General features: G+C 74.0%; 21 protein-coding genes, 1 tRNA gene and 1 riboswitch. Of the genes, 11 read left to right on the top strand and 11 right to left on the bottom strand.

Annotation, left to right across the window (positions count from 1 at the left end):
• Positions 1 to 26 precede the first annotated feature (26 nt).
• Positions 27 to 1,466, bottom strand: a complete 1,440-nt coding sequence (locus ACIQVT_RS30530) for a cellulase family glycosylhydrolase (RefSeq protein ID WP_403761298.1) — start codon at positions 1,464 to 1,466, stop codon at positions 27 to 29.
• A gap of 308 nt (positions 1,467 to 1,774) precedes the next feature.
• On the opposite strand from ACIQVT_RS30530, the gene ACIQVT_RS30525 reads away from it, so the two are divergent.
• Both ACIQVT_RS30525 and ACIQVT_RS30520 read left to right on the top strand, forming a co-directional pair.
• Positions 1,775 to 2,683 (top strand): sugar phosphate isomerase/epimerase family protein, encoded by a 909-nt coding sequence (locus ACIQVT_RS30525; RefSeq protein WP_403761295.1) that lies wholly within the window; start codon positions 1,775 to 1,777, stop codon positions 2,681 to 2,683.
• 162 nt (positions 2,684 to 2,845) lie between these two features.
• Entirely contained in the window at positions 2,846 to 3,064 is a 219-nt protein-coding gene (locus ACIQVT_RS30520) for a hypothetical protein (protein WP_403761292.1), read from the top strand.
• 93 nt (positions 3,065 to 3,157) lie between these two features.
• Here the strand turns inward: ACIQVT_RS30520 and ACIQVT_RS30515 are convergent, their stop codons facing one another.
• Positions 3,158 to 3,502 carry a cupin domain-containing protein gene (locus tag ACIQVT_RS30515; RefSeq protein WP_403761289.1) on the bottom strand — a complete coding sequence of 115 codons (345 nt, stop codon included), beginning with the start codon at positions 3,500 to 3,502 and terminating at the stop codon, positions 3,158 to 3,160.
• Between the two features lie 129 nt (positions 3,503 to 3,631).
• Here ACIQVT_RS30515 and ACIQVT_RS30510 point away from each other — a divergent pair, with 129 nt between their 5' ends.
• Together ACIQVT_RS30510 and ACIQVT_RS30505 are read left to right on the top strand one after the other, a co-directional pair.
• Positions 3,632 to 4,147: a hypothetical protein gene (locus ACIQVT_RS30510; protein ID WP_403761286.1), complete on the top strand. Its 516-nt coding sequence runs from the start codon at positions 3,632 to 3,634 to the stop codon at positions 4,145 to 4,147.
• A gap of 110 nt (positions 4,148 to 4,257) precedes the next feature.
• Positions 4,258 to 4,331 (top strand) — tRNA-Pro (locus ACIQVT_RS30505).
• A 142-nt stretch (positions 4,332 to 4,473) separates the two neighbouring features.
• Here the strand turns inward: ACIQVT_RS30505 and ACIQVT_RS30500 are convergent.
• Positions 4,474 to 4,914, bottom strand: a complete 441-nt coding sequence (locus ACIQVT_RS30500) for a MarR family winged helix-turn-helix transcriptional regulator (protein WP_403761283.1) — start codon at positions 4,912 to 4,914, stop codon at positions 4,474 to 4,476.
• A 70-nt stretch (positions 4,915 to 4,984) separates the two neighbouring features.
• Here ACIQVT_RS30500 and ACIQVT_RS30495 point away from each other — a divergent pair, with 70 nt between their 5' ends.
• Positions 4,985 to 5,359, top strand: coding sequence for a cupin domain-containing protein (locus ACIQVT_RS30495; protein ID WP_403761280.1), 375 nt, complete (start codon positions 4,985 to 4,987; stop codon positions 5,357 to 5,359).
• Between the two features lie 173 nt (positions 5,360 to 5,532).
• Positions 5,533 to 8,673: an amidohydrolase family protein gene (locus tag ACIQVT_RS30490; protein ID WP_403761277.1), complete on the top strand. Its 3,141-nt coding sequence runs from the start codon at positions 5,533 to 5,535 to the stop codon at positions 8,671 to 8,673.
• Between the two features lie 21 nt (positions 8,674 to 8,694).
• Here the strand turns inward: ACIQVT_RS30490 and ACIQVT_RS30485 are convergent, their stop codons facing one another.
• From ACIQVT_RS30485 to ACIQVT_RS30450, 8 genes are all read right to left on the bottom strand, one after another.
• Positions 8,695 to 10,233, bottom strand: coding sequence for a polysaccharide lyase family 1 protein (locus ACIQVT_RS30485; protein WP_403761275.1), 1,539 nt, complete (start codon positions 10,231 to 10,233; stop codon positions 8,695 to 8,697).
• 229 nt (positions 10,234 to 10,462) lie between these two features.
• Complete coding sequence (locus ACIQVT_RS30480) at positions 10,463 to 11,881, bottom strand: amino acid permease (protein WP_403761272.1); 1,419 nt, start codon at positions 11,879 to 11,881, stop codon at positions 10,463 to 10,465.
• A gap of 231 nt (positions 11,882 to 12,112) precedes the next feature.
• Complete coding sequence (locus tag ACIQVT_RS30475; protein WP_403761269.1) at positions 12,113 to 12,805, bottom strand: GntR family transcriptional regulator; 693 nt, start codon at positions 12,803 to 12,805, stop codon at positions 12,113 to 12,115.
• Between the two features lie 12 nt (positions 12,806 to 12,817).
• Positions 12,818 to 13,819 (bottom strand): proline racemase family protein, encoded by a 1,002-nt coding sequence (locus ACIQVT_RS30470; RefSeq protein WP_403761266.1) that lies wholly within the window; start codon positions 13,817 to 13,819, stop codon positions 12,818 to 12,820.
• A 13-nt stretch (positions 13,820 to 13,832) separates the two neighbouring features.
• Entirely contained in the window at positions 13,833 to 14,729 is an 897-nt protein-coding gene (locus ACIQVT_RS30465; RefSeq protein ID WP_403761261.1) for a dihydrodipicolinate synthase family protein, read from the bottom strand.
• A 31-nt stretch (positions 14,730 to 14,760) separates the two neighbouring features.
• Positions 14,761 to 16,254 carry an FAD-dependent oxidoreductase gene (locus ACIQVT_RS30460; RefSeq protein WP_403761256.1) on the bottom strand — a complete coding sequence of 498 codons (1,494 nt, stop codon included), beginning with the start codon at positions 16,252 to 16,254 and terminating at the stop codon, positions 14,761 to 14,763.
• On the bottom strand, positions 16,247 to 16,531 hold the full coding sequence (locus ACIQVT_RS30455) for a (2Fe-2S)-binding protein (protein ID WP_403761670.1): 285 nt from the start codon (positions 16,529 to 16,531) through the stop codon (positions 16,247 to 16,249). The genes ACIQVT_RS30460 and ACIQVT_RS30455 overlap by 8 nt, the downstream gene beginning before the upstream one ends.
• 59 nt (positions 16,532 to 16,590) lie before the next feature.
• A complete protein-coding gene (locus ACIQVT_RS30450) occupies positions 16,591 to 17,760 on the bottom strand; it encodes an NAD(P)/FAD-dependent oxidoreductase (protein WP_403761252.1) in 1,170 nt (389 codons plus the stop codon).
• Positions 17,761 to 17,946: 186 nt separating this feature from the next.
• Between ACIQVT_RS30450 and ACIQVT_RS30445 the strand changes: the two genes are divergently transcribed.
• From ACIQVT_RS30445 to ACIQVT_RS30425, 5 genes are all read left to right on the top strand, one after another.
• Positions 17,947 to 18,069 (top strand): putative leader peptide, encoded by a 123-nt coding sequence (locus tag ACIQVT_RS30445; protein WP_403761249.1) that lies wholly within the window; start codon positions 17,947 to 17,949, stop codon positions 18,067 to 18,069.
• Positions 18,070 to 18,199: 130 nt separating this feature from the next.
• On the top strand, positions 18,200 to 19,087 hold the full coding sequence (locus tag ACIQVT_RS30440) for a glutathione S-transferase C-terminal domain-containing protein (RefSeq protein WP_403761246.1): 888 nt from the start codon (positions 18,200 to 18,202) through the stop codon (positions 19,085 to 19,087).
• A 77-nt stretch (positions 19,088 to 19,164) separates the two neighbouring features.
• Positions 19,165 to 19,276, top strand: a riboswitch (SAM riboswitch).
• A gap of 31 nt (positions 19,277 to 19,307) precedes the next feature.
• Positions 19,308 to 19,457, top strand: coding sequence for a hypothetical protein (locus ACIQVT_RS30435; protein ID WP_163010620.1), 150 nt, complete (start codon positions 19,308 to 19,310; stop codon positions 19,455 to 19,457).
• 173 nt (positions 19,458 to 19,630) lie between these two features.
• Complete coding sequence (locus tag ACIQVT_RS30430) at positions 19,631 to 20,614, top strand: amino acid ABC transporter permease (protein ID WP_403761242.1); 984 nt, start codon at positions 19,631 to 19,633, stop codon at positions 20,612 to 20,614.
• On the top strand, positions 20,611 to 21,402 hold the full coding sequence (locus ACIQVT_RS30425; RefSeq protein ID WP_403761239.1) for an amino acid ABC transporter ATP-binding protein: 792 nt from the start codon (positions 20,611 to 20,613) through the stop codon (positions 21,400 to 21,402). Before ACIQVT_RS30430 ends, ACIQVT_RS30425 begins: the two co-directional genes overlap by 4 nt.
• Positions 21,403 to 21,429 lie beyond the last annotated feature (27 nt).

Raw genomic sequence — 21,429 nt, 5'->3', positions numbered from 1 at the left:
CGGGGTGCGGGCCACGGCCCCGGCCGTCAGCCGCGCGTGACGGTCACGGTCACCCGGCTGCCCGGGACGGCCCGCACCCACGCCCGGCCGGCCGTCCCGCGCACGACGGCCGTGCCGCCGTCGGCCCCGATCCGCCAGGAGCCCGGCGGCAGGGACAGCACGGTCGGTGCGGAGCCGCGGCGTGCCGCGCGGTAGGTGAGCCGGTACACGCCCTGCCCGGCGTCGTACGCGGCGGAGCCGACCGTGCCCGCGACGGCCTCCGCGTACGGCTCGGCGGTCAGCTCCTTGTGGGGGCGGAAGGCGCCGGAGCCGTCGAGGGCGCAGTACCCGCCGCCGTAGCACCACACGTAGCCCGCCCAGCCGGCGGTGTAGCGGCTCAGGGAGGCCATCGCGTCCCGGTAGAAGCGGCCCATGTTCGGCAGGGTGCTGTCGGGCGGACCCCACTCGCCGACCACGACGGGGACCCGGTACCGCTCGGGGTAGGCGGTGACGGCCCGCTCGTACGCCTCGATCCAGCCCGCCCCGGGGTCGTAGTCGGCGCCCGCCTCCATGGCGGTGTCGTAGAAGTGCGGCGCGTACACGACCCGGGGGTCCGCGACGCGGCCGAGGCCGGTCGGGACGCCCTCGCCCACCACCGGGGTGGGCTCGACGAACAGCCAGGAGCGCCGGTCGGCCGAACGGACCGCGCGGGCCAGCCGGTCGTACATCGGCGTGAGCTGCTCGCGCTCGATCCGGCCGGCGGCCGTCACCTGGTCCTCGCCCGGGCGCTGTTCACCCATCGGCTCGTTGAGGAGGTCGTAGCCGAGCAGGGCGGGGTGGCGGGCGAAGCGGCGGGCGAGGGTCCGCCACATCCCGGCCTGGGCGCGGCGCAGGTCGGCGTCCTCGTAGAGATGGGTGAAGGCGCGCTGCACGGCGGGCTCGAAGTACTCGGCGAACCAGTCGTCCGGGTGGGCGGTGAAGGGCAGTCCGTCGGTCCGGGTCGCCCACTCGGGGATGCCGCGGTGGCCGAAGGCGGGGCCGAACACGTCTTGGTGGGCGTCGAGGACGACCTTCACGCCGTGGCGCCCGGCCCAGTCCAGAATTCGTCCGATCCTGCGCAGGTAGGTGCGGCTGTACCGGCCCGGCTCGGGCTCCAGGTCGTCCCAGAGGACCAACAGCCGGGCGAAGTCGAAGCCCCGGGCCCGCAGGTCGCTCAGGTGCCGTTCGGTGATGCCGGTCAACGCCTGGTCACCGCGGTGCGTCTTGTCCTCGATGTTCCAGCCCCGCAGGGTGAGGACCCGCCCCTGCCGGTCGGTGAGCGCGGGCACGTCCCGCCCGGTGTCCCCGGAGCGCGCCCGGGCGGGGGCCGGGACGAGCAGCGCGGCGACGACCGCGCTCACCGCCAGCACCCGCCGCGCTCCTCCTCGTGGAACCCTCACTCGCAGCACAGGAGACCTCCGGGCCGGCGGTGTTCGTGTGCCCCGCATCCCAGCAGCGCCGGCGCCGCTCCACAAGGGGTCCCGCACATGTCCTTGCCTTCGCACCGGTGCGTGAAATGATGTCCTGACAAAGTATTGACAGCGGACCCGGCAGAGGCTTGTATCCCGTCCCGGCGCAACAGCGTCCGTTCCCCGTCGCACGCACGCAGGCAGGCACGGTGAGGTGCAGGCAAGAAGGACCGCCCTTCCCGCTCGACATGGCCATGGCCCGGGTGCGCGGTGCCGAAGTGCGGGGGCCGCCCGACGACGGCGGTTCGGGCGCACCCGTGACGACCACCCCGGAAGGAACCCCTGACATGGAACGTCCCACCCCGCTGGACCGCATCCGGGTCGGCTCCGCCCCCGACTCCTGGGGCGTCTGGTTCCCCGACGACCCCCGGCAGGTCCCCTGGGAACGCTTCCTCGACGAGGTCGGCGAGGCCGGCTACGAGTGGATCGAACTCGGCCCCTACGGCTACCTCCCCACGGATCCGGCGCGGTTGACGGACGAAGTGGCGCGGCGCGGCCTGAAGGTCTCCGCGGGCACGGTCTTCACCGGGCTGCACCGCGGGCCGGCCGTCTGGGAGGAGACCTGGGCCCACGTCAGCCAGGTCGCCGCGCTCACCCGGGCGGCGGGCGCCCGGCACCTGGTGGTGATCCCGTCCTTCTGGCGCGACGACAGGACCGCCGAGATCCTCGAACCCCCCGAGCTGACCCCCGCACAGTGGGCCCACCTGACCGGGGGCATGGAACGCCTCGGCCGTCGGGTCAGGGAGGAGTACGGCCTGGACATCGTGGTGCACCCGCACGCCGACACCCACATCGACACCGAGGCCCACGTCGAGCGCTTCCTGGACTCCACCGACGGCGACCTGGTCGACCTCTGCCTGGACACCGGGCATTACGCCTACTGCGGCGGCGACAGCGTGCGGCTCATCGAGACGTACGGCGAACGCATCGGCTACCTGCACCTCAAGCAGGTCGACCCGGACGTCCTCGCCGAAGTGGTCGCCGGCGGGGTGCCGTTCGGGCCGGCCGTGGCACGCGGGGTGATGTGCGAACCACCGTCCGGCGTACCGGAACTGGGGCCGGTGCTGGAGGCCGCGCAGAAGCTCGGCGTGGACCTCTTCGCCATCGTCGAGCAGGACATGTATCCGTGCGAGCCGGACGCGCCGCTGCCGATCGCGACGCGCACCCGGCGCTTTCTGCGGTCCTGCGGGGCCTGAGAGCGCCCCGGGGTGTAGGGGGGGGCCGGCCCGGGGCGCGCCGGTGGCCGCGGCCGGTTCCTTCGGTACCCCAGTGGATTCGGCCGGGGAGCGCCCGGGAACCAACCCGGTCACGCGGGCGTTGCGCACGACGGGGGACGCCCGCGCAGACGGGAGGACGAGATGAAACACCGTACGGAACCTCGCACGACGCCCCGGGACACGACGCCCCAGGACACCGCCGAGGCGGCCGACCCGGCCACCCTGCGCCGCGACCGCTTCGGCACCCTGCCCGAGCGGATACGCCCGGAGGAGACGGTGGAGACGAAGCCGGCCACGACGCCGGACCCCGCGCGGGACACCTACAACCCGGACGAGTGGCTGATCCGCTACTGCGGTTGATCGACAGCCCCTTCCTGACCCCTGACCCCTGACTCCTGGCACCGGTCGCCCCCTCCGCCCGCGCGGCCCGGGGCACCGGGGGGCCGGGCGTGCTCAGAGGTCGATCACGTAGGCCTTGCGGAGCGTCTCGTGCACGGTCCACGTCGTCCGGTCACCCGCACGGAGCACCGCCATGTCGTCGGGCCCCACCCGCAGCACCGGCCCGTCCTCGACCTCGATCGTCGCCGAGCCGCTGATCACGACGAACACCTCGTCCGCCTCCGTGTCGGTGACCACGCCGGGGGTGATCTGCCAGATGCCGTGGATCCGCCGGCCGTCCGGCGACTCCTGGACCACCTTCCCGGTCACCTCCGGACCACCGGAGACGATCTGCTCCGGGTCGAGAGGCTCGGGCACCAGGTCGGCGTCGGGGATGTGGAGCGCGAAGCTGTGCGTCATGCGGCCGACCCTAGCCCGGACGCGGACCGCGCCGCCGTCGACAGTGTGTGGGGCATCGGGCCTGGTGGGAGGACACTTCGTCGCCCGGTTGAGTGGCGGGCGGTGCGAGCGCGGGCGACCGTGGAGGGCATGTCCGACTCCACGGCGACCGGCACACCGCCGCCCCGGCACCACGACACCCGCGAGATCATCCTGTTCGGCGGGGTGTACGGCGCCGTCCTCGCCAGTTCCATGGTCGCGGCACTCACCCAGTACGGGCACACCTCCGCCGCCGCCCGCGGGTACGACGCCGCCTGGGTGGTGGTGACCGCGCTCGCCTCCGCCCTCGCCCACGGCTACGCCCACTACGTCGCCGAGCGCGGCCCGCACCGCCGCCGGGACGTCCTGCTCGCCGTGCGCGACGAATGGCCGCTCGTCGCGGCGGTGCTGCCCACGGCCTTCCTGCTCGCGGGCGCCTACTGGCGGTGGTGGCCGGCGAACGGCGTCGAGTACGCGGTGTTCGTCCTCAACGTCGTCATCCTCTTCGGGCTGGGCCTCGTCACCGCCCGCTGGTCGTCCCGCGGCTGGCCGGCCGCCGTCCTCACCGGGCTGGTCGACGCGCTCCTCGGGATGATCGTGGTGCTGGCCAACGCGCTCATCAAATGACCGGCGCGCCGGCCACCCCGGCGACCGGCCCCGACGCGGCCCGCGCACCCGTGCCGGTGCGGTAGGGTTGACTTGCGTGATCACGCGGAACGCTCCGCGTAGGACCGCGCCGGGACGTGGCGCAGCTTGGTAGCGCACTTGACTGGGGGTCAAGGGGTCGCAGGTTCAAATCCTGTCGTCCCGACGGTGAAGAAGCAGGTCAGAGGGGTCCTTCGGGGCCCCTTTCGATCGTTCGGGGGCGTGAACGCCGCTCCAGTGCGCCGACCGGGAAGGCCCACCGGCCCACGCATCCACGGCCGGTGGTCTTCGGGGCGGTGGTCATCGGCTCACCAGGCGGGGCGGATCGGCCCCGGCGGCGCCAGGAGTGTCAGGTCGGCCACGAGTTCGCTGAAGCGCGCCTCGCCCAGTACCTCACGCCAGGGTGCGACGGCGGCCCGGGCCGCTCGGTCGGCGGCGCGCGTGGCGGCCCAGCCGGTCTCGGTCAGCCCCAGGAGGCGGGCGCGGGCGTCGTGCGGGTGTGGAAGCCGCACCACATAACCCTTTCGCACCAGCTCCTCGACCAGTTGAGCCGCGGCCTGCTTGGTCACCCCGAGATGCTCGGCCAGGTCGGCAGTGGTGGCGCCGCCCGCCGAGATGCGGGCGAAGGCGAAGCCGTGTGCGGGTCGTAGGTCCCCGAATCCCTGCTGCGACACGTCGGTGTGGATCGCCTGCACCAGCTGTCCGGAGAGTGCCAGCACGAGTGCGGAGAAAGCCAGGGCGTCGTCCATGACCTTGACTATAACTCGTCAGGCTGCTTGTCTATCTAGACAAGCTTCTTGTCTAGATAGGGGTGTGAGCATGCCGTTCATCCGCAGTGACGAGGCCGTTGTCCACGAGATCCACGGTGGCCGTTTCGTCTCGTACGTCCGCCCGGGCACCGGCAGCCGGGACCTCGCCGCCTGGCGCGTCGAGATGCCGGCCGCGATGGTCGGGCCGACCCACACGATCAGCGATGAGGAGACCTTCTACGTCCTCTCCGGTCGCCTCCGGTTCACCATCGACGGTGAGAGCGCCGAACTCCGGGCAGGTGACGCGGCGGTGGCACGCGCAGGCTCCGAACTGGCGGTCGCCAACAGCACCGACCGGCCCGCCCACATGTGGGTCACCACACGCGTCGGACTCACCGCCGAACTGGCCGACGGCAGCACCCTCACACCGCCCTGGGCTCACTAGCCCGTCCCACGGCCGGCGCGACCGGCCCGTGGCCGGGTGGCCGTGTCGCCCTTCCGGGTGGGGGTCGGTGTGGCGGTCGGCGTGCGGGGGCGGGGGCGGACACTATGGGGGAGTCGGCCGCGACCCGGTCCGCGCGGCGGTGGGTCGAGTGGATGCCGCGGTGAGGGGCGACGATGACAGACCAGGGTTCCGTCAGCCGCCGCAGCCTCCTCCAGGTGTCCGCCGCCGGGCTGACGACGGCCGCCGTACCCGTGTCCGCGGGGGCGGTCCCGTCCGGCGTCGTGGCGGACACGACCCTGAGGTACCGGGAGTCGACCGGCGGGTCGGTCACCTGCTCGCGGGACGGGTCCGTGCTGATCGCCGAGATCCAGGGTGTGCTGTGGCGCGTGCCCCCACGGGGCGGGGCGGCGACGCGGATCACGGACTGGGACCTGGAGGCCACCCGCCCGGCACTGTCACCGGACGGCAGGAGACTGGCGGTGGTCGGCTATCGGGGCGGCGGCTTCCACCTGTGGACGCTGAGGACCGACGGCGCGGAACCGCGGCGGGTGACCGACGGGCCGTGGGACGACCGCGGTGTGGCGTGGTCGCCCGACGGCACGCGCCTCCTCTTCTCCTCGGAGCGCGGGGGAGACCCCGTGACCGGCGCCTCGTTCGGGCTGTGCACCGCCGACGCGGACGGCGGCCGGATCGTCCGGCTGACCGGCGGGGCGTTCGAGGACCTGGACCCGGTGTGGTGGCCGGACGGACGGTCGGTGGTGTGCGTGCGGGCCGCCCACACGCCCGACGGGGGTGACGACGGCGGGCTGACGCTGGTCCGGGTGCCGGCCGGCGGTGGCCGTGCGCAGGTGCTGCACCGGGTGGCGGAGGGGCGGCTGTTGTGTCCGTCGGTTTCGCCGTCGGGCCGGGTCGCCTGCCTCCACCTGACCGGCACCTCCGGCTCCCCGTCCCTGCCGGCCGCGCGGTCGGCGCTGCTGGTCGACGGCCGGGTCGTGACCGACGACGAGGACCTGGCGGCGGCCCCGCCGTGCTGGCTCGGCGACGACCGGATCCTCCAGGTGGCCGACGGCCGGCTGCGGCTGCGCACCCTCGGCGCACCGGGCTCGGTGCGGGAGGTGCCCTTCACCGCGGACATGCCCGTCCCACGCCCTCGCCGGCGTCCCAGGCCGCCCGCGACACAGACCCCGGTCCCGGTGCGCGGCATCCACCTGCCCGCCCTGTCCCCGGACGGCGGCCGGGTGGCCTTCGTGGCGCTGAACGCGCTGTGGCTGATGCCCCTCGACGGCACCCCCCGGGAACTGCTGCGAGCCGCCGCCGTCCACCACCTGCACATGCCCGCCTGGGCACCAGACGGGCGGAGCCTGCTGTACTGCACCGACCGGGACGGCCTGACGGCGGTACGCCGGCTGCACCTGGGCACCGGCCGGGACGAGTCGGTCACCGGCCCCGGCCGGCTGCATCCGGCGCTGTCCCCGGACGGCTCGCGCCTCGCCTGCCAGGACGTCACCGGCAACCTGCTGCTGCGTGACCTGACGAGCGGTCACGAGCGGCTGCTGGCGCGGCCGCTGGCCGCGGACGGCCCACCGGGCGCCCCGACGTGGTCGCCCGACGGCCGGTACGTCGCGTTCTGCGACCGCAACCGGCTCAACCACCGCTTCCGCGAGGGCTACCACCTCATCCGTGTGCTCGACACCCGCACCGGTACCGAGCGGCGCCACCTGCCCGCCGCCCACCAGTCCCTGTCCGACCGCGCCGCCGCCGGACCGGTGTGGTCGCCCGACGGCCGCCACCTGGCGCTGGTCGCCGAGTCGGCGCTGTGGCTGCTGCCCGTCACTCCCGACGGCGCCCCGGCCGGTCCCGCCCGCCGCCTCACCGACGAGCCCGCCGACCACCCCAGCTGGGCGCGGGAGACGAACACCCTGCTCTATCTGTCCTCGGGCCGGCTCCGTCTCGTCGGCCTCGCCACCGGCCACGCCCCGTCCGGGCCCCGCACCCTGCCCGTACCGCTCACCCACCGCCGGGCCGGCAACCGAGAGCGGCTGCGCGTCCACGCCGGCCAGCTCTGGGACGCCACCGGCACCGCCCCGCGCCAGGACGTCGACATCCTCGTCGACGGCCGGCGGATCACCGCCGTCGAACCCCACCGCCCCCGCCGCCCCGGCCACCGGACGGTCGACGCCTCCGGGTACACCGTCCTGCCCGGCCTGTTCGACAGCCACACCCATCCCTACAGCGCCACGTACGGGGCCCGGCACAGCCTCACCGCCCTCGCCTACGGCATCACCACCACCGCCTGTCTGGGCGCGTCGCTCTACGAGGCCGTCCGGCTGCGGGAGTCCCTCGCCTCCGGGCGCAGCACCGGTCCGCGCCTGCTCGCCTGCGCCGAACTGATCGACGGCGCGCGCACCGCGTACGCCATGGGCCGCGCCCACCGGACCGCCGCCGGGGTGCGGCGCACCCTGGCGCGGGCCACCGCGCTGGACGTCGACTTCGTGAAGACCTACGTCCGGGCCTCCGGCGAGGTGATGGCGTACGCGGCCGAGGTCGCGCACCGCCTCGGTGTCCCCTGCGGCAGCCACCTGTGCGCGCCGGGCCGCGCCGCCGGGCAGGACCTGACGACCCATCTCCAGGCGACCCAGCGGCTGCCGCACGGCCATGCCACCGATCCCACGGGCGGTGTCCACCAGGATCTGGTCCAGCAGTACGCCGACGGCAGCTTCGCCATGATCATGACCCCGTTCACGGCCCAGTGCCTCCTGGGTGCCGACCCGGCCCTGGCCGACGACCCCCGCGTGCTCACCCTCATGCCGCCCTGGGACGTGGCGGCGGTCCGCGAGCGCGCCGCCACCCCGCCCACCGACCGGCAGCGGCAGGCGCTGGCCACCGAGGTCGCCGACTACCGCCGGCTCGCCTCCTCCGGCGCCCTCCTCGCCCTGGGCACCGACGCGCCCCTCGTCCCGGTCGGCCTCTCCCTGCACCTGGGCCTGCGCGCCCTGCACGCCCACGGCTTCAGCCCCGCCGAGGCGCTGCACCGCGCCACCTCCGCCCCGGCCCGGCTGTTCGGGCTCGACCGCGAACTCGGCACCGTCGAACCGGGGAAGAGCGCCGATCTCACCGCCGTCGACGGCGACCCCTTCACCGACTTCAGCCGCCTGGTCCACACCCCGCTGGTCCTGCGCGAGGGCATCGTCCACCGCCAGTCCGATCTCGTCCGAGCCCGGGGGACCACCGCCCACCCGCCCCCCGGGACCGGTACGTGGCTCGACGTGGCGCGCCGGATGCGGCAGGGTTCGTGCTGTCACCCCGGCGGCTGAGCCGGGCCGGCGCGCGGTGCCTCACCCGGCGTAGGTCTCGAACTCGGCGATCCTCGGGACACCGCTGGAGCCGGTGATCTCGAAAGTGATCTTCTTGAGGGCGGTCCGGGGAACCGTCGTGGTCCCCGCCCCGTCGCCCGAGGCCAGGGTCGCGCCGGTGTCCCCGTCGAGGACCCGCCAGGAGCGGACGGCGCCCGTGGCGCCGGACGCCTCCCGGATGCCGATCCGGGACACCGTGGTCGCGGTCGCCCACTTGACGGAGACGGAGCCCGTCGGGCCGGCGGGCGACCAGTAGGTGCTCATGTCACCGTCGCGGACGTTGCCGTAGCTCGTCCCGTCCGCCTTGCCGGAGCCGTCGGCACCGGCGCCGAGGCTGAGGTTGGTGGAACCGGGCTGCGTCGGCCCCGTGGTCGGCGTGGGGGTGGGCGTGGTCGGCGCCGGGGTGGGTGTCTGTGCCGAGCAGTTGCCGTCCGACACCTTCAGTCCGGTGCCGGCGCCGGCCGTCCGCGTCACGATCGACGGGACGCACGCCGCGTCGTCCGGGCGGTAGGAGTACGGGACGGTGACGGTCGAGTCCGACGTCGGATTCGGGCCGGCGGGGTGGTTCTCCGTGCCGGGCGCGGACCAGGTCACGTCGTCGAAGATGTTGCCGTCGACCTGCCAGTGGCCGGCGGCGTCCGTGTAGAAGGTGCCCAGGACGTCCTTGGAGTCCTGGAAGTAGTTGTCGTCCACTCTCGCGTGGGCGCCGGCACGGGAGTTGATGCCGGACTTCTTCAGGTTCCGGTAGTAGTTGTTGTAGATGTGGGCGGTGCCGCCGCGCAGCAGCGGGGTGCGGGAGTCGATGTTCTCGTACAGGTTGTGGTGGTAGGTGATGTAGCCGTTGGTGAGCTGGGTGTCGCTCGACCCCACGAGTCCGCCCCGCCCGGAGTCGCGCAGGACGCTGTAGGACAGCGTCACGTACTGGGTGTTGTCCTTCAGGTCGAACAGGCTGTCGTACCCCTCGTCCTCGCCCCCGGACGCCACCAGTGTCGTGTGGTCCACCCAGACGTTGCGGACATCGCTCTCCATGCCGATGGCGTCGCCGCCGTTGGAGGTGGGCGAGCCCGACTTCCTGACGTTCCTCACCGTCACGTTCTGGACGATGATGTTGCTGGACTCCCGGATGTGGATGCCCACCTGGTCGAAGACCGCCCCGCTGCCGACGCCGACCAGCGTCACGTTGCGGACCCGCTTCAGCTCGATCACCCCGTCGGCGGTGTCGCAGCCCGGGCCGGACACCTTGGCGGTGTTCCCGTGGTCGATGGTCCCCTCGACCTCGATGATGAGGGGGGTGTCGCTGCTCGCCCGGTTGCACAGGGCCGCGTGGATGGCGGTACCAGTGGTGGCCCGTACGGTGGCACCGCCCGCGCCGCCGGTGGTGCCGCCGTTCTGGCCGGCGAAACCCGTCGCGCCGACGGTCACCGCCGACGCTGATGTCGTGGACATGACAGCTCCGGTCGCGGTGGCGAGCGCCACGGCGGCACCGGCCGCGTAGAGCCGTACTGCGGCTGAACGTCTCATTCTCGGCTGCTCCTTCGCCCCTTGGCGCGGGGTCGCTCGGGTGCGCCCGGTGCGTCCGCCCGAGGCGCCGGCGTGCGGATGCGGCGGCGGTGCGAGTACGGCGTCATCCGTGAGCGGCCCACGCGGCAGCGCTCCCCCCTCGCCGGGAGGGAAAGCGCTTTCTGATGTCCGGAGGATAGAAGTGCGCCGACGGCCTGGCAAGGCTTCGCGCAGGCCGTCGGGCGGGGCCCTAGCGTGCCTCGGGTGCCGGTGTCCGCCCGCGTCGGCGGCGCGCCGTCATCACCGCGTGGACGACGACCCCGGCGAACAGGAACAACGTGCCCTGGTAGACCGCGGCGTATCCGGCGCCCGCCATCAGCCACAGCGAGAAGGCGGCCGCCACCGCGGTGACCACGCAGTCGCGGACCAGCCGCCCCCGGTCGACCTCCTCGGGGCGTCCGGAGACGAGGTGGAAGATCTGCGCGGACGCGGCCAGCAGGTACGGGACGGTCGCGGTGAACGTGGTGACGAGCACCAGGACCTCGAAGACCCGGCCCGAACCCGACAGGTAGTTGTAGACGGTGAGCAACGAGGCGAGGACGACGGTCACCCCGACGCCGACGGTGGGCACGCCCCGCCGCCGGCGCGCGAAGGCGCTCGGGAACAGGCCGTCGCGCGCTGCCGCGTACGGCGTCTGCGCGCTCAGCAGCGTCCAGCCGTTGAGGCAGCCGGTCATCGACACCAGTGCGGCGAGTGCTACGGCCGTACCGCCCCAGCTTCCGCCGAACATCGTGTTCACGGCGTCCGAGAACGGCGCGGTGGAGGTGAGCAGGCGGCCGTGCGGGACCGTACCGAACACGGACAGCGTGCCCAGCAGGTACACCAGCGCGGCGCCCGCGGTGCCGATGACGGTGGCCCGCCCCACGTTGCGGCGGGCGTCCTTGACCTCGCCGGCGCTTACGGCGGCGGACTCCACGCCGAGGTAGGAGAAGAGCAGCAGGGCGGCGGAGGCGGAGACCGCGCCGACCGCGCTGTGCCCGCCGGCGTTGAACGGCCCGAGCCTGGAGGGATCGAAGAAGAAGAGTCCGCCGACCGCCACGAGCAGCAGTGGGACGAACTTGAGCACCGTGGACACCAACTGGACGGCGCCCACGTAGCGGGTGCCGGCGAAGTTGGCGAGGGCGGGCAGCCACTGGAGGGTCAGGGCGGCCAGGCACGCGGTCCAGCGGTGGCCCTGGACCGGGATCAGCACGTCCAGGTACCCGACGGCGGCCACGGCGAGCGCGGCGTTCGACACCCAGGTGGTGATCCAGTACGACCAGGCGGCGAGGAAGCCCGCGAAGTCGCCGAACGCCTCGCGGGCGTAGACGTACGGCCCGCCGGTACGGGGGTCGCGGGCGGCGAGCCGGCCGAAGACCAGGGCGAGGGCGATCGCGCCGACGGTCAGCACCGCGAAGGCGACGAGGCTGATCGTGCCGTAGGGGGCGATGGAGGCGGGGAGGAGGAAGATGCCGCCGCCGATGATGTTGCCCATCACCAGCGCGGTGGCGACGGGCAGGCCGAACCGGCGGGCGTGCCTGCCGGAGTCTCCGTGCGGATCCCCGGCGGGAGCCGTGCTCGTCTCCGTGGGGGCCGGAGCCGACGGGGTGGCGGTCCCGGTGCTGTGCATGGGTGGTGCGCCTCTCATGGAACTGACGGTCCCGGGATCGCCGGGGACGGGCCCATGGTCGGGGATGCGCCATTCTGGCGCAAAATCGCCTTTTTTTGTCCTGTGTGGTCTGTCGGGGGGCGCAAAAAGCGTCGCGGTGGGGCTCGCCGGCCGTCAGATGTGCAGGGAGGTCGGGCGGTGCCGGGTCGAGGACACGGCCTCCGGGGTTGGTGCGCCGGGGGCCGCGGAGTGTCAGTCCGTCGCCGCCCACAGGCTCCGGACGTGGCCCAGGTGCCGGGTCATGACCGCGTGCACGGCCTTCCCGTCGCGCTCCAGCAGGGCGTCGAGCAACTCAAGGTGCTCCTCGGCGGAGGCGAGCAGCCGGCCCGCCTCCACCAGCGCGGTCAGCCCGTACAGCCGGGAGCGTTTGCGCAGGTCGGCGACGACCTCGACCAGGTGGCCGTTGCCCGCCAGGGCGAGCAGACCCAGGTGGAAGCGGGTGTCGGCCTCGACGTATCCGATCAGGTCGCCCGCCGCCGCGGCGCTGACGATCTCCCGGGCCGCCGGGCGCAGCGCCTCCAGGGAGACGCGGTCGGCCGTCCGGGCCAGCTCCACCACGGTGGGGATCTCGATGAGGGAACGGACGTGCGTGTACTCGTCGAGCTGTCTGTCGGAGACGGCGGTGACCCGGAACCCCTTGTTGGGCACGGTGTCGACCAGCCCCTCCTTGGCCAGGTCCAGCATGGCCTCCCGCACCGGCGTCGCCGAGACGCCGAAGCGGGTGGCGAGCGACGGCGCCGAGTACACCTCGCCCGGGCGCAGCTCACCCGCGATGAGCGCGGCGCGCAGCGCGTCGGCGACCCGTTCGCGGAAGCTGCTCCGGCCGCCCAGCCGGGGGAGTGCGGGCGACTCCGCGCCCTGCTGGTCCTGTGCCATGTCACGCATCACCCGGTGAGTCTAGAGGACGAAGCCCTCCGGGAACGGGTCGGTGGGGTCCAGCAGGTACTGGGCGGTACCCGTGATCCACGCGCGACCGGTGAAGCTGGGCAGCACGGCCGGGATCCCGGCGACCTCCGTGGTGCCCAGCAGCCGTCCCGTGAAGCGGGTGCCGATGAACGACTCGTTCACGAACTCGGTGCCGAGGGGGAGGTCACCGCGGGCGTGCAGCTGCGCCATGCGCGCGCTCGTCCCCGTGCCGCACGGGGAGCGGTCGAACCAGCCCGGGTGGATGACCATCGCGTGCCGCGAGTGCCGGGCGGTGGCCCCGGGGGCGAGGACGTGGACGTGGTGGCAGCCGCGGATCGACGGGTCCTCGGGGTGCACCGGCTCGGCCTGCTCGTTGATCGCCCCCATCAGTGACAGGCCCGCCGCCAGGATGTCGTCCTTGCGGGCGCGGTCGAAGGGCAGGCCGAACGCGTCGAGCGGCAGGATGGCGTAGAAGTTGCCGCCGTAGGCCAGGTCGTAGGCGACTTCGCGGCCGTCGGGCAGGGTGGCCGTGCGGTCCAGGCCGGCGGCGAACGACGGGACGTTGCGCAGGGTCACGTGCCGCGCGGCACCGTCGGCCACCGCCACCTCGGCGACCACCACCCCCGCCGGGGTGTCGAGCCGGACGGTGGTCACCGGCTCGACCACCTCGACCATGCCCGTCTCCACCAGCACGGTCGCCACCCCGATCGTGCCGTGCCCGCACATCGGCAGGTAGCCGGAGACCTCGATGTAGATGACCCCCCAGTCGCAGTCCGGGCGGCTCGGTGGCTGGAGGACCGCGCCGCTCATCGCGGAGTGGCCGCGCGGTTCGTTCATCAGCAACCGCTTCAGGTGGTCGAGGTGGTCGCGGAAGTACAGCCGCCGTTCGTTCATCGTCGCACCGGGGACGGTGCCGATCCCGCCGGTGATCACACGGGTCGGCATGCCCTCGGTGTGCGAGTCGACGGCGTGCAGGACGAGTTTGCTGCGCATGGACGGCTCCCCCTCACGCCAGGCCCGCGGCGACAACCTTCTCGGTGGCCGCGCGGACCGAGGACTCCTGGTCGGGCAGGAGCGGGACGCGCGGTGGGCGCACCGGGCCGCCGTACCGTCCGACGACGTCCATCGACATCTTGATCGCCTGGACGAACTCCGTCCGCGAGTCCCAGCGCAGCAGCGGGTGCAGCTCCCGGTAGAGCGGCAGCGCGGTGGCGAGGTCGCCGGACACCGCGGCACGGTACAGCTCCGCCGAGGCCCGGGGCAGCGCGTTGGGGTAGCCGGCCACCCAGCCCTTGGCGCCGGCCACCGCCAGCTCCAGTAGGACGTCGTCCGCGCCCACCAACAGGTCCAGCTCGGGGGCCAGTTCAGCGATGCGGTAGGCGCGGCGGACGTCCCCGGAGAACTCCTTGACGGCCCGCACGAGCCCCTCGCCGTGCAGTCGGGCGAGGAGTTCGGGCACCAGGTCGACCTTGGTGTCCACCGGGTTGTTGTACGCCACCACCGGCAGGCCCGCCCGCGCGACCTCCCGGTAGTGGGCGAGGACCGACCGCTCGTCGGCGCGGTAGGCGTTGGGCGGCAGCAGCATCACCGCCCCGCAGCCGTCCTCTCCCGCCTGCTCGGCCCAGTGGCGGGCCTCGGCGGAGCCGTACGCGGCGACGCCGGGCATCACCCGCGCGCCGCCTACCGCGGCCACGGCGGTCCGGACGACGCGCCGGCGTTCGTCCGGGGTGAGCACCTGGTACTCGCCGAGTGAGCCGTTCGGTACGACGCCGTCACAACCGTTGGCGACGAGCCAGGCGCAGTGTTCGGCGTAGCGGTCGTGGTCGACGCGAAGGTCGGCGGTGAGCGGGAGAGCGGTGGCGACGAGGATGCCGCGCCAGGGACGCTTGGGCGCCTCGGACATGTGTGGTGGCCCTTCAGTGAGGTGTGACATATTACTGTGGCTCCGGGATCTCTGGCTCCGGGATCTCTGGCTCCGGGATCTGTGACGGCGAGATCTCCGACTGCGGCATCTCTGTCTCCGGCCCTGGAATCTCCGGCTCCGGAAGCGCGGCCAGTACGCCGAGCGGGACCGGCCGCGCGAACGGACGGCGTCCGGCGGTCAATGGGCACCCGGCCAGCCCCGCCACCCCGGGCGCGCACATCCGGCCCTGGCACCAGCCCATCCCGGCCCGGGTCAGCAGCTTCACGGTGCGCAGGTCACCGGCGCCGAGCGCGCCGACGGCCTCCCGCACCTCCCCGGCGGTGACCTCCTCGCAACGGCACACCACCGTGTCGTCCGGGACCGCCTCCGCCCAGCGCGCGGGCGGGGCGTACGCCGCGTCGAGGGCCTCGGCGAACGTCCGCAGCCGAGCCCTGGCCCGGGCCGCGGCGGCCCAGCCCCGCGGGTCGGGGACGGTCCCGTACAGGCGGGCGGCGGCCGAGCGGCCGGCGATGTGACCCTCGGCGAGTGCCAGGTCCGCGCCGCCGACACCGGTCGCCTCCCCGGCCGCCCAGACACCGGGCACATCGGTGCGCTGCTCGGCGTCGACCCGGACGGCCGTACCGGACAGGGCGCAGCCGAGGGTCTCGGCGAGGTCGGTGTGCGGCAGCATGCCGTGACCGACGGCGAGGGTGTCGCAGCGCAGCCGCCGCGCGCTGCCGGGCCGTGGGCGCCCGTCGCGGTCGAGCGCGGCCACCGTCACCGCCTCCAGCCGGTCGGTGCCGTGTGCCTCCACCACCGTGTGCCCGGTCAGCGTGCGCACGCCGTGCCGCAGCAGTCGTGCCGCGTAGCCGGCGCCCTCGGCGAGCTTGCCGGGTTCGGAAGCCAGGGCGTGCGCCCGGCGCAGCAGCGTGCCGGGGCCGGTGGACTCCACCAGCGCCACGACCCGGGCACCGGCTCCGGCGAGCGCGGTGGCCACCGGCAGCAGCAGCGGCCCGGTGCCGGCGACCACGGCCGTCCGGCCGGGCAGCACCAGGGTGCCCTTGAGCATGGCCTGCGCGCCGCCCGCGGTGACCACGCCGGGCAGGGTCCAGCCGGGGAAGGGGAGCACCCGCTCGTAACCACCGGTGGCGAGGAGCACGCCGTCGGCACGGACGGTGCCGGCCTCCTCCTGCGCCGGGCCGCGCAGGCTGTGCACGGTGAACGTCCCGGTCGCCTCCTGACGCGTCACGCACCAGACGTGCCGGTCCGTCAGGTGGACGACGCGGCCGGCCGCGCGGTGCCGGGCGAGGCCGTCCCGGAGCCGCTCCCAGCCGCGCCCCCGGTGGTGCGGGGAGCCCGCTCGGCGGGCGGCGAGGGCCGGGGCGGGCTGCCGGTGGAACTGTCCGCCGGCCTGGCCGCCCGCGTCCACGAGGAGCACCCGGACGTCGCGGGCGGCCGCGGCCAGGGCCGCGGCGAGTCCCGCCGGGCCCGCGCCGACGACGGCGAGGGACGGCCGTTCACCCATGGTCCGCCCCCGTGTCCCGTGTCGGGGCGTCGGCCCATCCGGTCCCCGGCTGTGTGCGGACCGCGTCGCCCGGGCGCACCGGGACCAGACAGGCCCGCTGGTTGGGGCGCCCGTCCACGGTCACCAGGCAGTCGAAGCACACGCCGATCCCGCAGAACACCCCGCGGGGCCGGCCGGCGCCGCGGGTGGCGCGCCACGCGGTCACGCCGGCCGCCCACAGGGCAGCCGCGACCGTCTGGCCGGGCAGCGCGGGCAGGGGCCGGCCGTCGAAGGTGATGGTGAAGGCCCCGTCCGGCCGGCTCGGGGCCGGCCGCGGTGGGCGCGCGGGACGCCGTCTCAGTGGACGCACGGGTTCTCGCCTCCGTCGGTGTCGAACCGTTCCGGCCGGAACGGCGTGAGGTCCAGCTCCGGTGCCCGGCCGGTGAGGGTCTGCGCGACCAGCCGTCCAGTGGCCGGGGCGAGTCCGATGCCGGCGCCCTCGTGCCCGCAGGCGTGGAACAGGCCCGGCACCCTCGGATCGGGGCCGATCGCCGGCAGGTGGTCGGGCAGGTAGGGCCGGAAGCCCGCGTAGCTCCGCAGTGCGCGGACCCGCGCCAGGAACGGGAACAGCCCGACCGCCCCGGCCGCGAGCGCGCGCAGCGCCGGCAGGGACAGCGAGCGGTCGAAACCGACCCGTTCCCGGCTGGCGCCGATCAGGACGGGACCGGCCGCCGTCCCCTCCACGACCGGCGAGGTGCGCAGCCCGGCCGAGTCGCTCGCCACGTCGGCGACGTAGTCCGCGGCGTACACCTTGTGCCGGATCATGCGCGGCAACGCCTCGGTGACCAGCACGAATCCGCGCCGGGGGAGCACCGGGAGCCGGACACCGGCGAGTGCCGCGAGGTCACCGCCCCAGGTGCCGGCCGCGTTCACCACCACCGGCGCGTGGATGTCGCCCCGGTCGGTGCGCACGCCGTACACCGCGCCGTCCGCCGCGCGCAGCACGCCGGTCACCGTCCATCCCGTGTGCAGCCGGGCGCCGGAGGCGCGGACCAGATGCGCGGCGGCCAGCGCGGGCATCACCTGGGCGTCCTGCGGATAGTGGACCCCGCCGGCCATGTCCGGCGCCAGGTGCGGCTCCAGGCGGCGCAGTCCGTCCGCGTCGACCGATACGGCCGTGACCGCGGCGGCCCGCTGGCCCGCGGCGAACTCCCCGAGCGCGGACAGGGCGCCCGGGGTGCGGGCGACCACCAGGCCGCCCTTGGGCTCGTACTCGATCGCCATGCCCGGCTCCCGCGCCAGTTCCGCCCACAGCGTGGCGGACAGCAGCGCGAGTTCCAGTTCGGGGCCCGGCTCCTTGTCGGAGACGAGCACGTTGCCCTCGCCCGCGCCGGTGGTCCCGCCGGCCACCGGGCCGCGGTCCACCAGCCGTACGTCGAGGCCGGCGCGGGCGGCGTACAGGGCGCAGGCCGCGCCCACCATCCCTGCCCCTACGACCACGACATCACAGGTCGGTCGCATCGTCACGCCAGTACTATGTCACATAGCTCACTCGCTGAGGAGGGGGTGGCCGGGAACACCAATGCGGTCCCGGTGCTCCTCGCCCGGCACCCGCTCACCCGCCCGGAGTCCCGGTCGTGGACGACCCCTTGACGCCACGGGACGGCGGATCGACACTCCGGTGAGGGAATCCTAGTGAACAGGTAGGAAAACATGGCGCGCCTCGAAGCGGTCACCGGCCCAGTGGGCCGGACGCCGTCGCGCGCACTCCTGCTCACCTCCCGCCGCCACATCGACCTGCTGCGCGTCTCCAGCGCGATCAGCAGCCGCCGCTGAGCCGGGCTCCTCCGCGCCCACCGCCCGGCGGCACGCCCCGCCGTCCCGCCGTGAGCCCGCCGTCCGGCCGCGCCCCGCCGACGCCCTCGTCCGCACACGCCATGACCACGCCCTCGCCCCGGGGAGACGCATGTCCATCACTCCGCTCACCGCCGCTCCGTCCACCCACCGCACCGCCCCCCTCTTCCGCGGCCGGATCGGCCGGGACGCCCGCAGCGGCCACTACGCCGTGCCGCACCGCTACCGGCTCCACCTGTCGACCGCCTGTCCGGACGGGCTGCGCCTCGCGGTCGGACACAGCCTGCTCGAACTGGACACCAGTTGTCCGGTCGACCTCCTGCCCGCCGTCCCGGACCAGCCCGGCGGCGGCCACACGGCGCTGCGCCCGCTGTACGAGGCGAGCGCCCACCACCACACCGGCCCCGCCCTCGCCCCCGTGCTCAGCGACGACTGGTCCGGGCGCATCGTCAGCACCCACGCCCCGGACATCCTGCGTGACCTGGACCTCTTCCGGTGTGACGGCGACGCGCGCCTCCACCCGCACGGCCTGGAGACCGTGATCGAGGCCGTGGAACGGATGTGCGCCGAGGGCGTCGAGGAGGCCGCGCAGCGCGCCGGCCGGGCCGGTGCCGACCCGGCCGAGCGGGCCGCCGCCCTGGACGTGCTGCTCGACACCCTGGGCCGGCTGGAACGACGGCTGACCGCCGAGGAGTACCTGGTGGACGACCGTCTCACCGCCGCCGACGTCGAACTGTGGGTCGCTCTCGTGCAGTTGGACACCGTCCACCGCTGCCACCTCGATGCCGCAGCCGTGCACCGCATCGCCGACCACCGCGCCCTGTGGGCCTACGCCCGCCGTCTGACCGCCCGTCCGGCCTTCGGCCGCCACGTCGACCTGGACGGCATCGCCCGTCGGCACCACGGCCGCTGCCAGGGCCTGGAGGCCGCCGGAGCCGCCGTCCAGATCCTGGACTGGGCCGGTCACGCGGCGGACGGCTCGGACGCTTCCCGCAGGTGAGAGCGGGCTGTCGGCGCCCAGTGCGCGGACAGCCGTTGACATTCGAACGGACGACTGCCTTACTTACGGCTCAGAACGGTCATGAGCGTCAGCGCCAAGCCCTGGCTCGCTGACCGGCAACCCTCGCACCGCGGTGGGGTGCCCCAGGTGACGACCGGACCGGATGACGTTTTTCGGTAAGCGCGAGGCCCCACGGGCCGGAACAGTGACAGGTGACGCCATGTACGCAGCCCCCAGGACGGCCGACAGCCGCCCCCAGGGCTGCGTACCGTCGTACGCCGGCCTCCTCGTCGCCGACCGCGCCGTCGACCTGCTCCGCGTGAACAGCGCACTGTGTACCGCGCCGGGCCTGGCCCGCTGCCGGGGCTGACGCCCCCTCCCAGCCCCCCGCGTTCCCGCCGCACGCCCTGCCCGTGGTGTGCCGTTGTCCACCCAGCCTCCGGTTCCGCGCGTTCCCGTGCGCCGCCCCCGCGCCCAGTGCCGTCGGGGTACGCACCCGCTCGCCGCCGTCCCGGGGTGTGTCCGATTCCGCCGGAGTCCGCCATGAGTGAACCGCCAGGCGCCGCCCTCTCCCTCGCCGAGGCGCCACCATCCACCGACGCCCCGCCAAGACCCCTGTCCGCGCAGCGTGTTCAGCCGCTGCGCCGGCCCGGCCGGTGGATCGTCACCGCCGTCGTCGTCGTGCTGGTCACGCAGATCCTGCACGGGCTGGTCACCAACCCCTTCTACCAGTGGGACCGGTTCCGCTACTGGTTCCTGCGCCCGGCCGTCCTCGACGGACTCCTCGTCACCCTCGAAGTCGCCGCCCTCAGCGCCCTGTCGGGTCTCCTCGGCGGTGTCCTGCTGGCCCTCGCCCGGCTCTCCGGCAGCCCGGTCCTGCGCGCGGTCAGCTGGACCTACACCTGGCTGTTCCGTTCCGTGCCGCTGATCGTGGTCCTGATCTTCCTGTACAACTTCAGTGCCCTGTACAAGACGTTGAGCCTGGGCGTGCCGTTCGGCCCGGCCTTCGTCAGCTTCGACGAGTCGAAGCTGGCCACCGACATGACGATCGCCGTCGTCGGTCTCAGTCTCAACGAGGCGGCGTACGCGGCCGAGGTGGTCCGCGGCGGCATCCTCTCCGTCGACCAGGGCCAGCACGAGGCGGCCGCCGCGCTCGGCCTGCCCAAGGGCTACCAGTTCCGCCGGATCGTGTTCCCGCAGGCCCTGCGCTCCATCGTCCCGAACTACGTCAACCAGCTGATCGGCCTGGTCAAGAGCACCTCCCTGGTGTTCTACGTGTCCCTGCTCGACCTGTTCGGGTCCGTGCAGTCGCTGGGCAGCACCTACCCGGGCGACGTCGTGCCGCTGCTGCTCGTCGCCACCGTCTGGTACCTGATCCTGACCAGCGCCGTGTCCGTCGTCCAGTTCTACGTCGAGCGGCACTACGCCCGGGGCGCCACGCGCACCCTGCCGCCGACACCGTCGCAGCGCGCCCGGGCCGCACTGGCCGGCCTGCGGGCCCGGCTGCGCAGGGAGGCCGCCGTATGACCACCGCCGACACCCTCGACCAGGCCGTCCCCGCCGCGCTCGAACTGCACGACGTGCACAAGTGGTACGGCGCCCACCGCGTCCTGGACGGCATCGACCTGACCATCCGCCCCGGCGAGGTCACGGTCATCCTCGGCCCGTCCGGATCCGGCAAGTCGACCCTGCTCAGAGTCGTCAACCACCTGGAGAAGCCCGAGATCGGCCACGTCAGCGTGGGCGGCGAACCGATCGGTGTGAAGCGGCACGGCGGACGGCTCAAGGAACTCAGCGAACGCGCCATCCTGGCCCAGCGCAGCCGGATCGGCTTCGTCTTCCAGAGCTTCAACCTGTTCCCGCACCTGACCGTCCTCGACAACGTCGCCGCCGCTCCCGTCGCCACCGGCCGGCTGAGCAGGCCGGCCGCCCGGGAACTCGCCCGCGAACTGCTCACCCGCGTCGGCCTCGGCGACCGGACCGGCGCCTACCCGCGGCAGCTGTCCGGCGGACAGCAGCAGCGCGTCGCCATCGCCCGCGCCCTCGCCCTGCGGCCCGGGGTGATCCTCTTCGACGAGCCGACCTCGGCGCTCGACCCCGAACTCGTCGGCGAGGTGCTGGCCGTCATCAAGGACCTGGCGACCAGCGGCACCACCCTCGTCATCGTCACCCACGAGATCGGCTTCGCCCGCGAGGTCGCCGACCGGGTCGTCTTCATCGACGGCGGACGCATCGTCGAACAGGGCCCGCCCGGCGAGGTACTGGACCGGCCCCGGCACGAACGGACCCGGGACTTCCTCGCCAAGGTGCTCTGAGCCCCGCCCCGGCCGGCGCGCCCACGA

Source organism: Streptomyces sp. NPDC100445, from assembly GCF_044759735.1.
Taxonomy (GTDB): domain Bacteria; phylum Actinomycetota; class Actinomycetes; order Streptomycetales; family Streptomycetaceae; genus Streptomyces.
The sequence above is the reverse complement of the archived record's forward strand: the minus strand, read 5'-3'. Positions and strand labels throughout refer to the sequence as shown.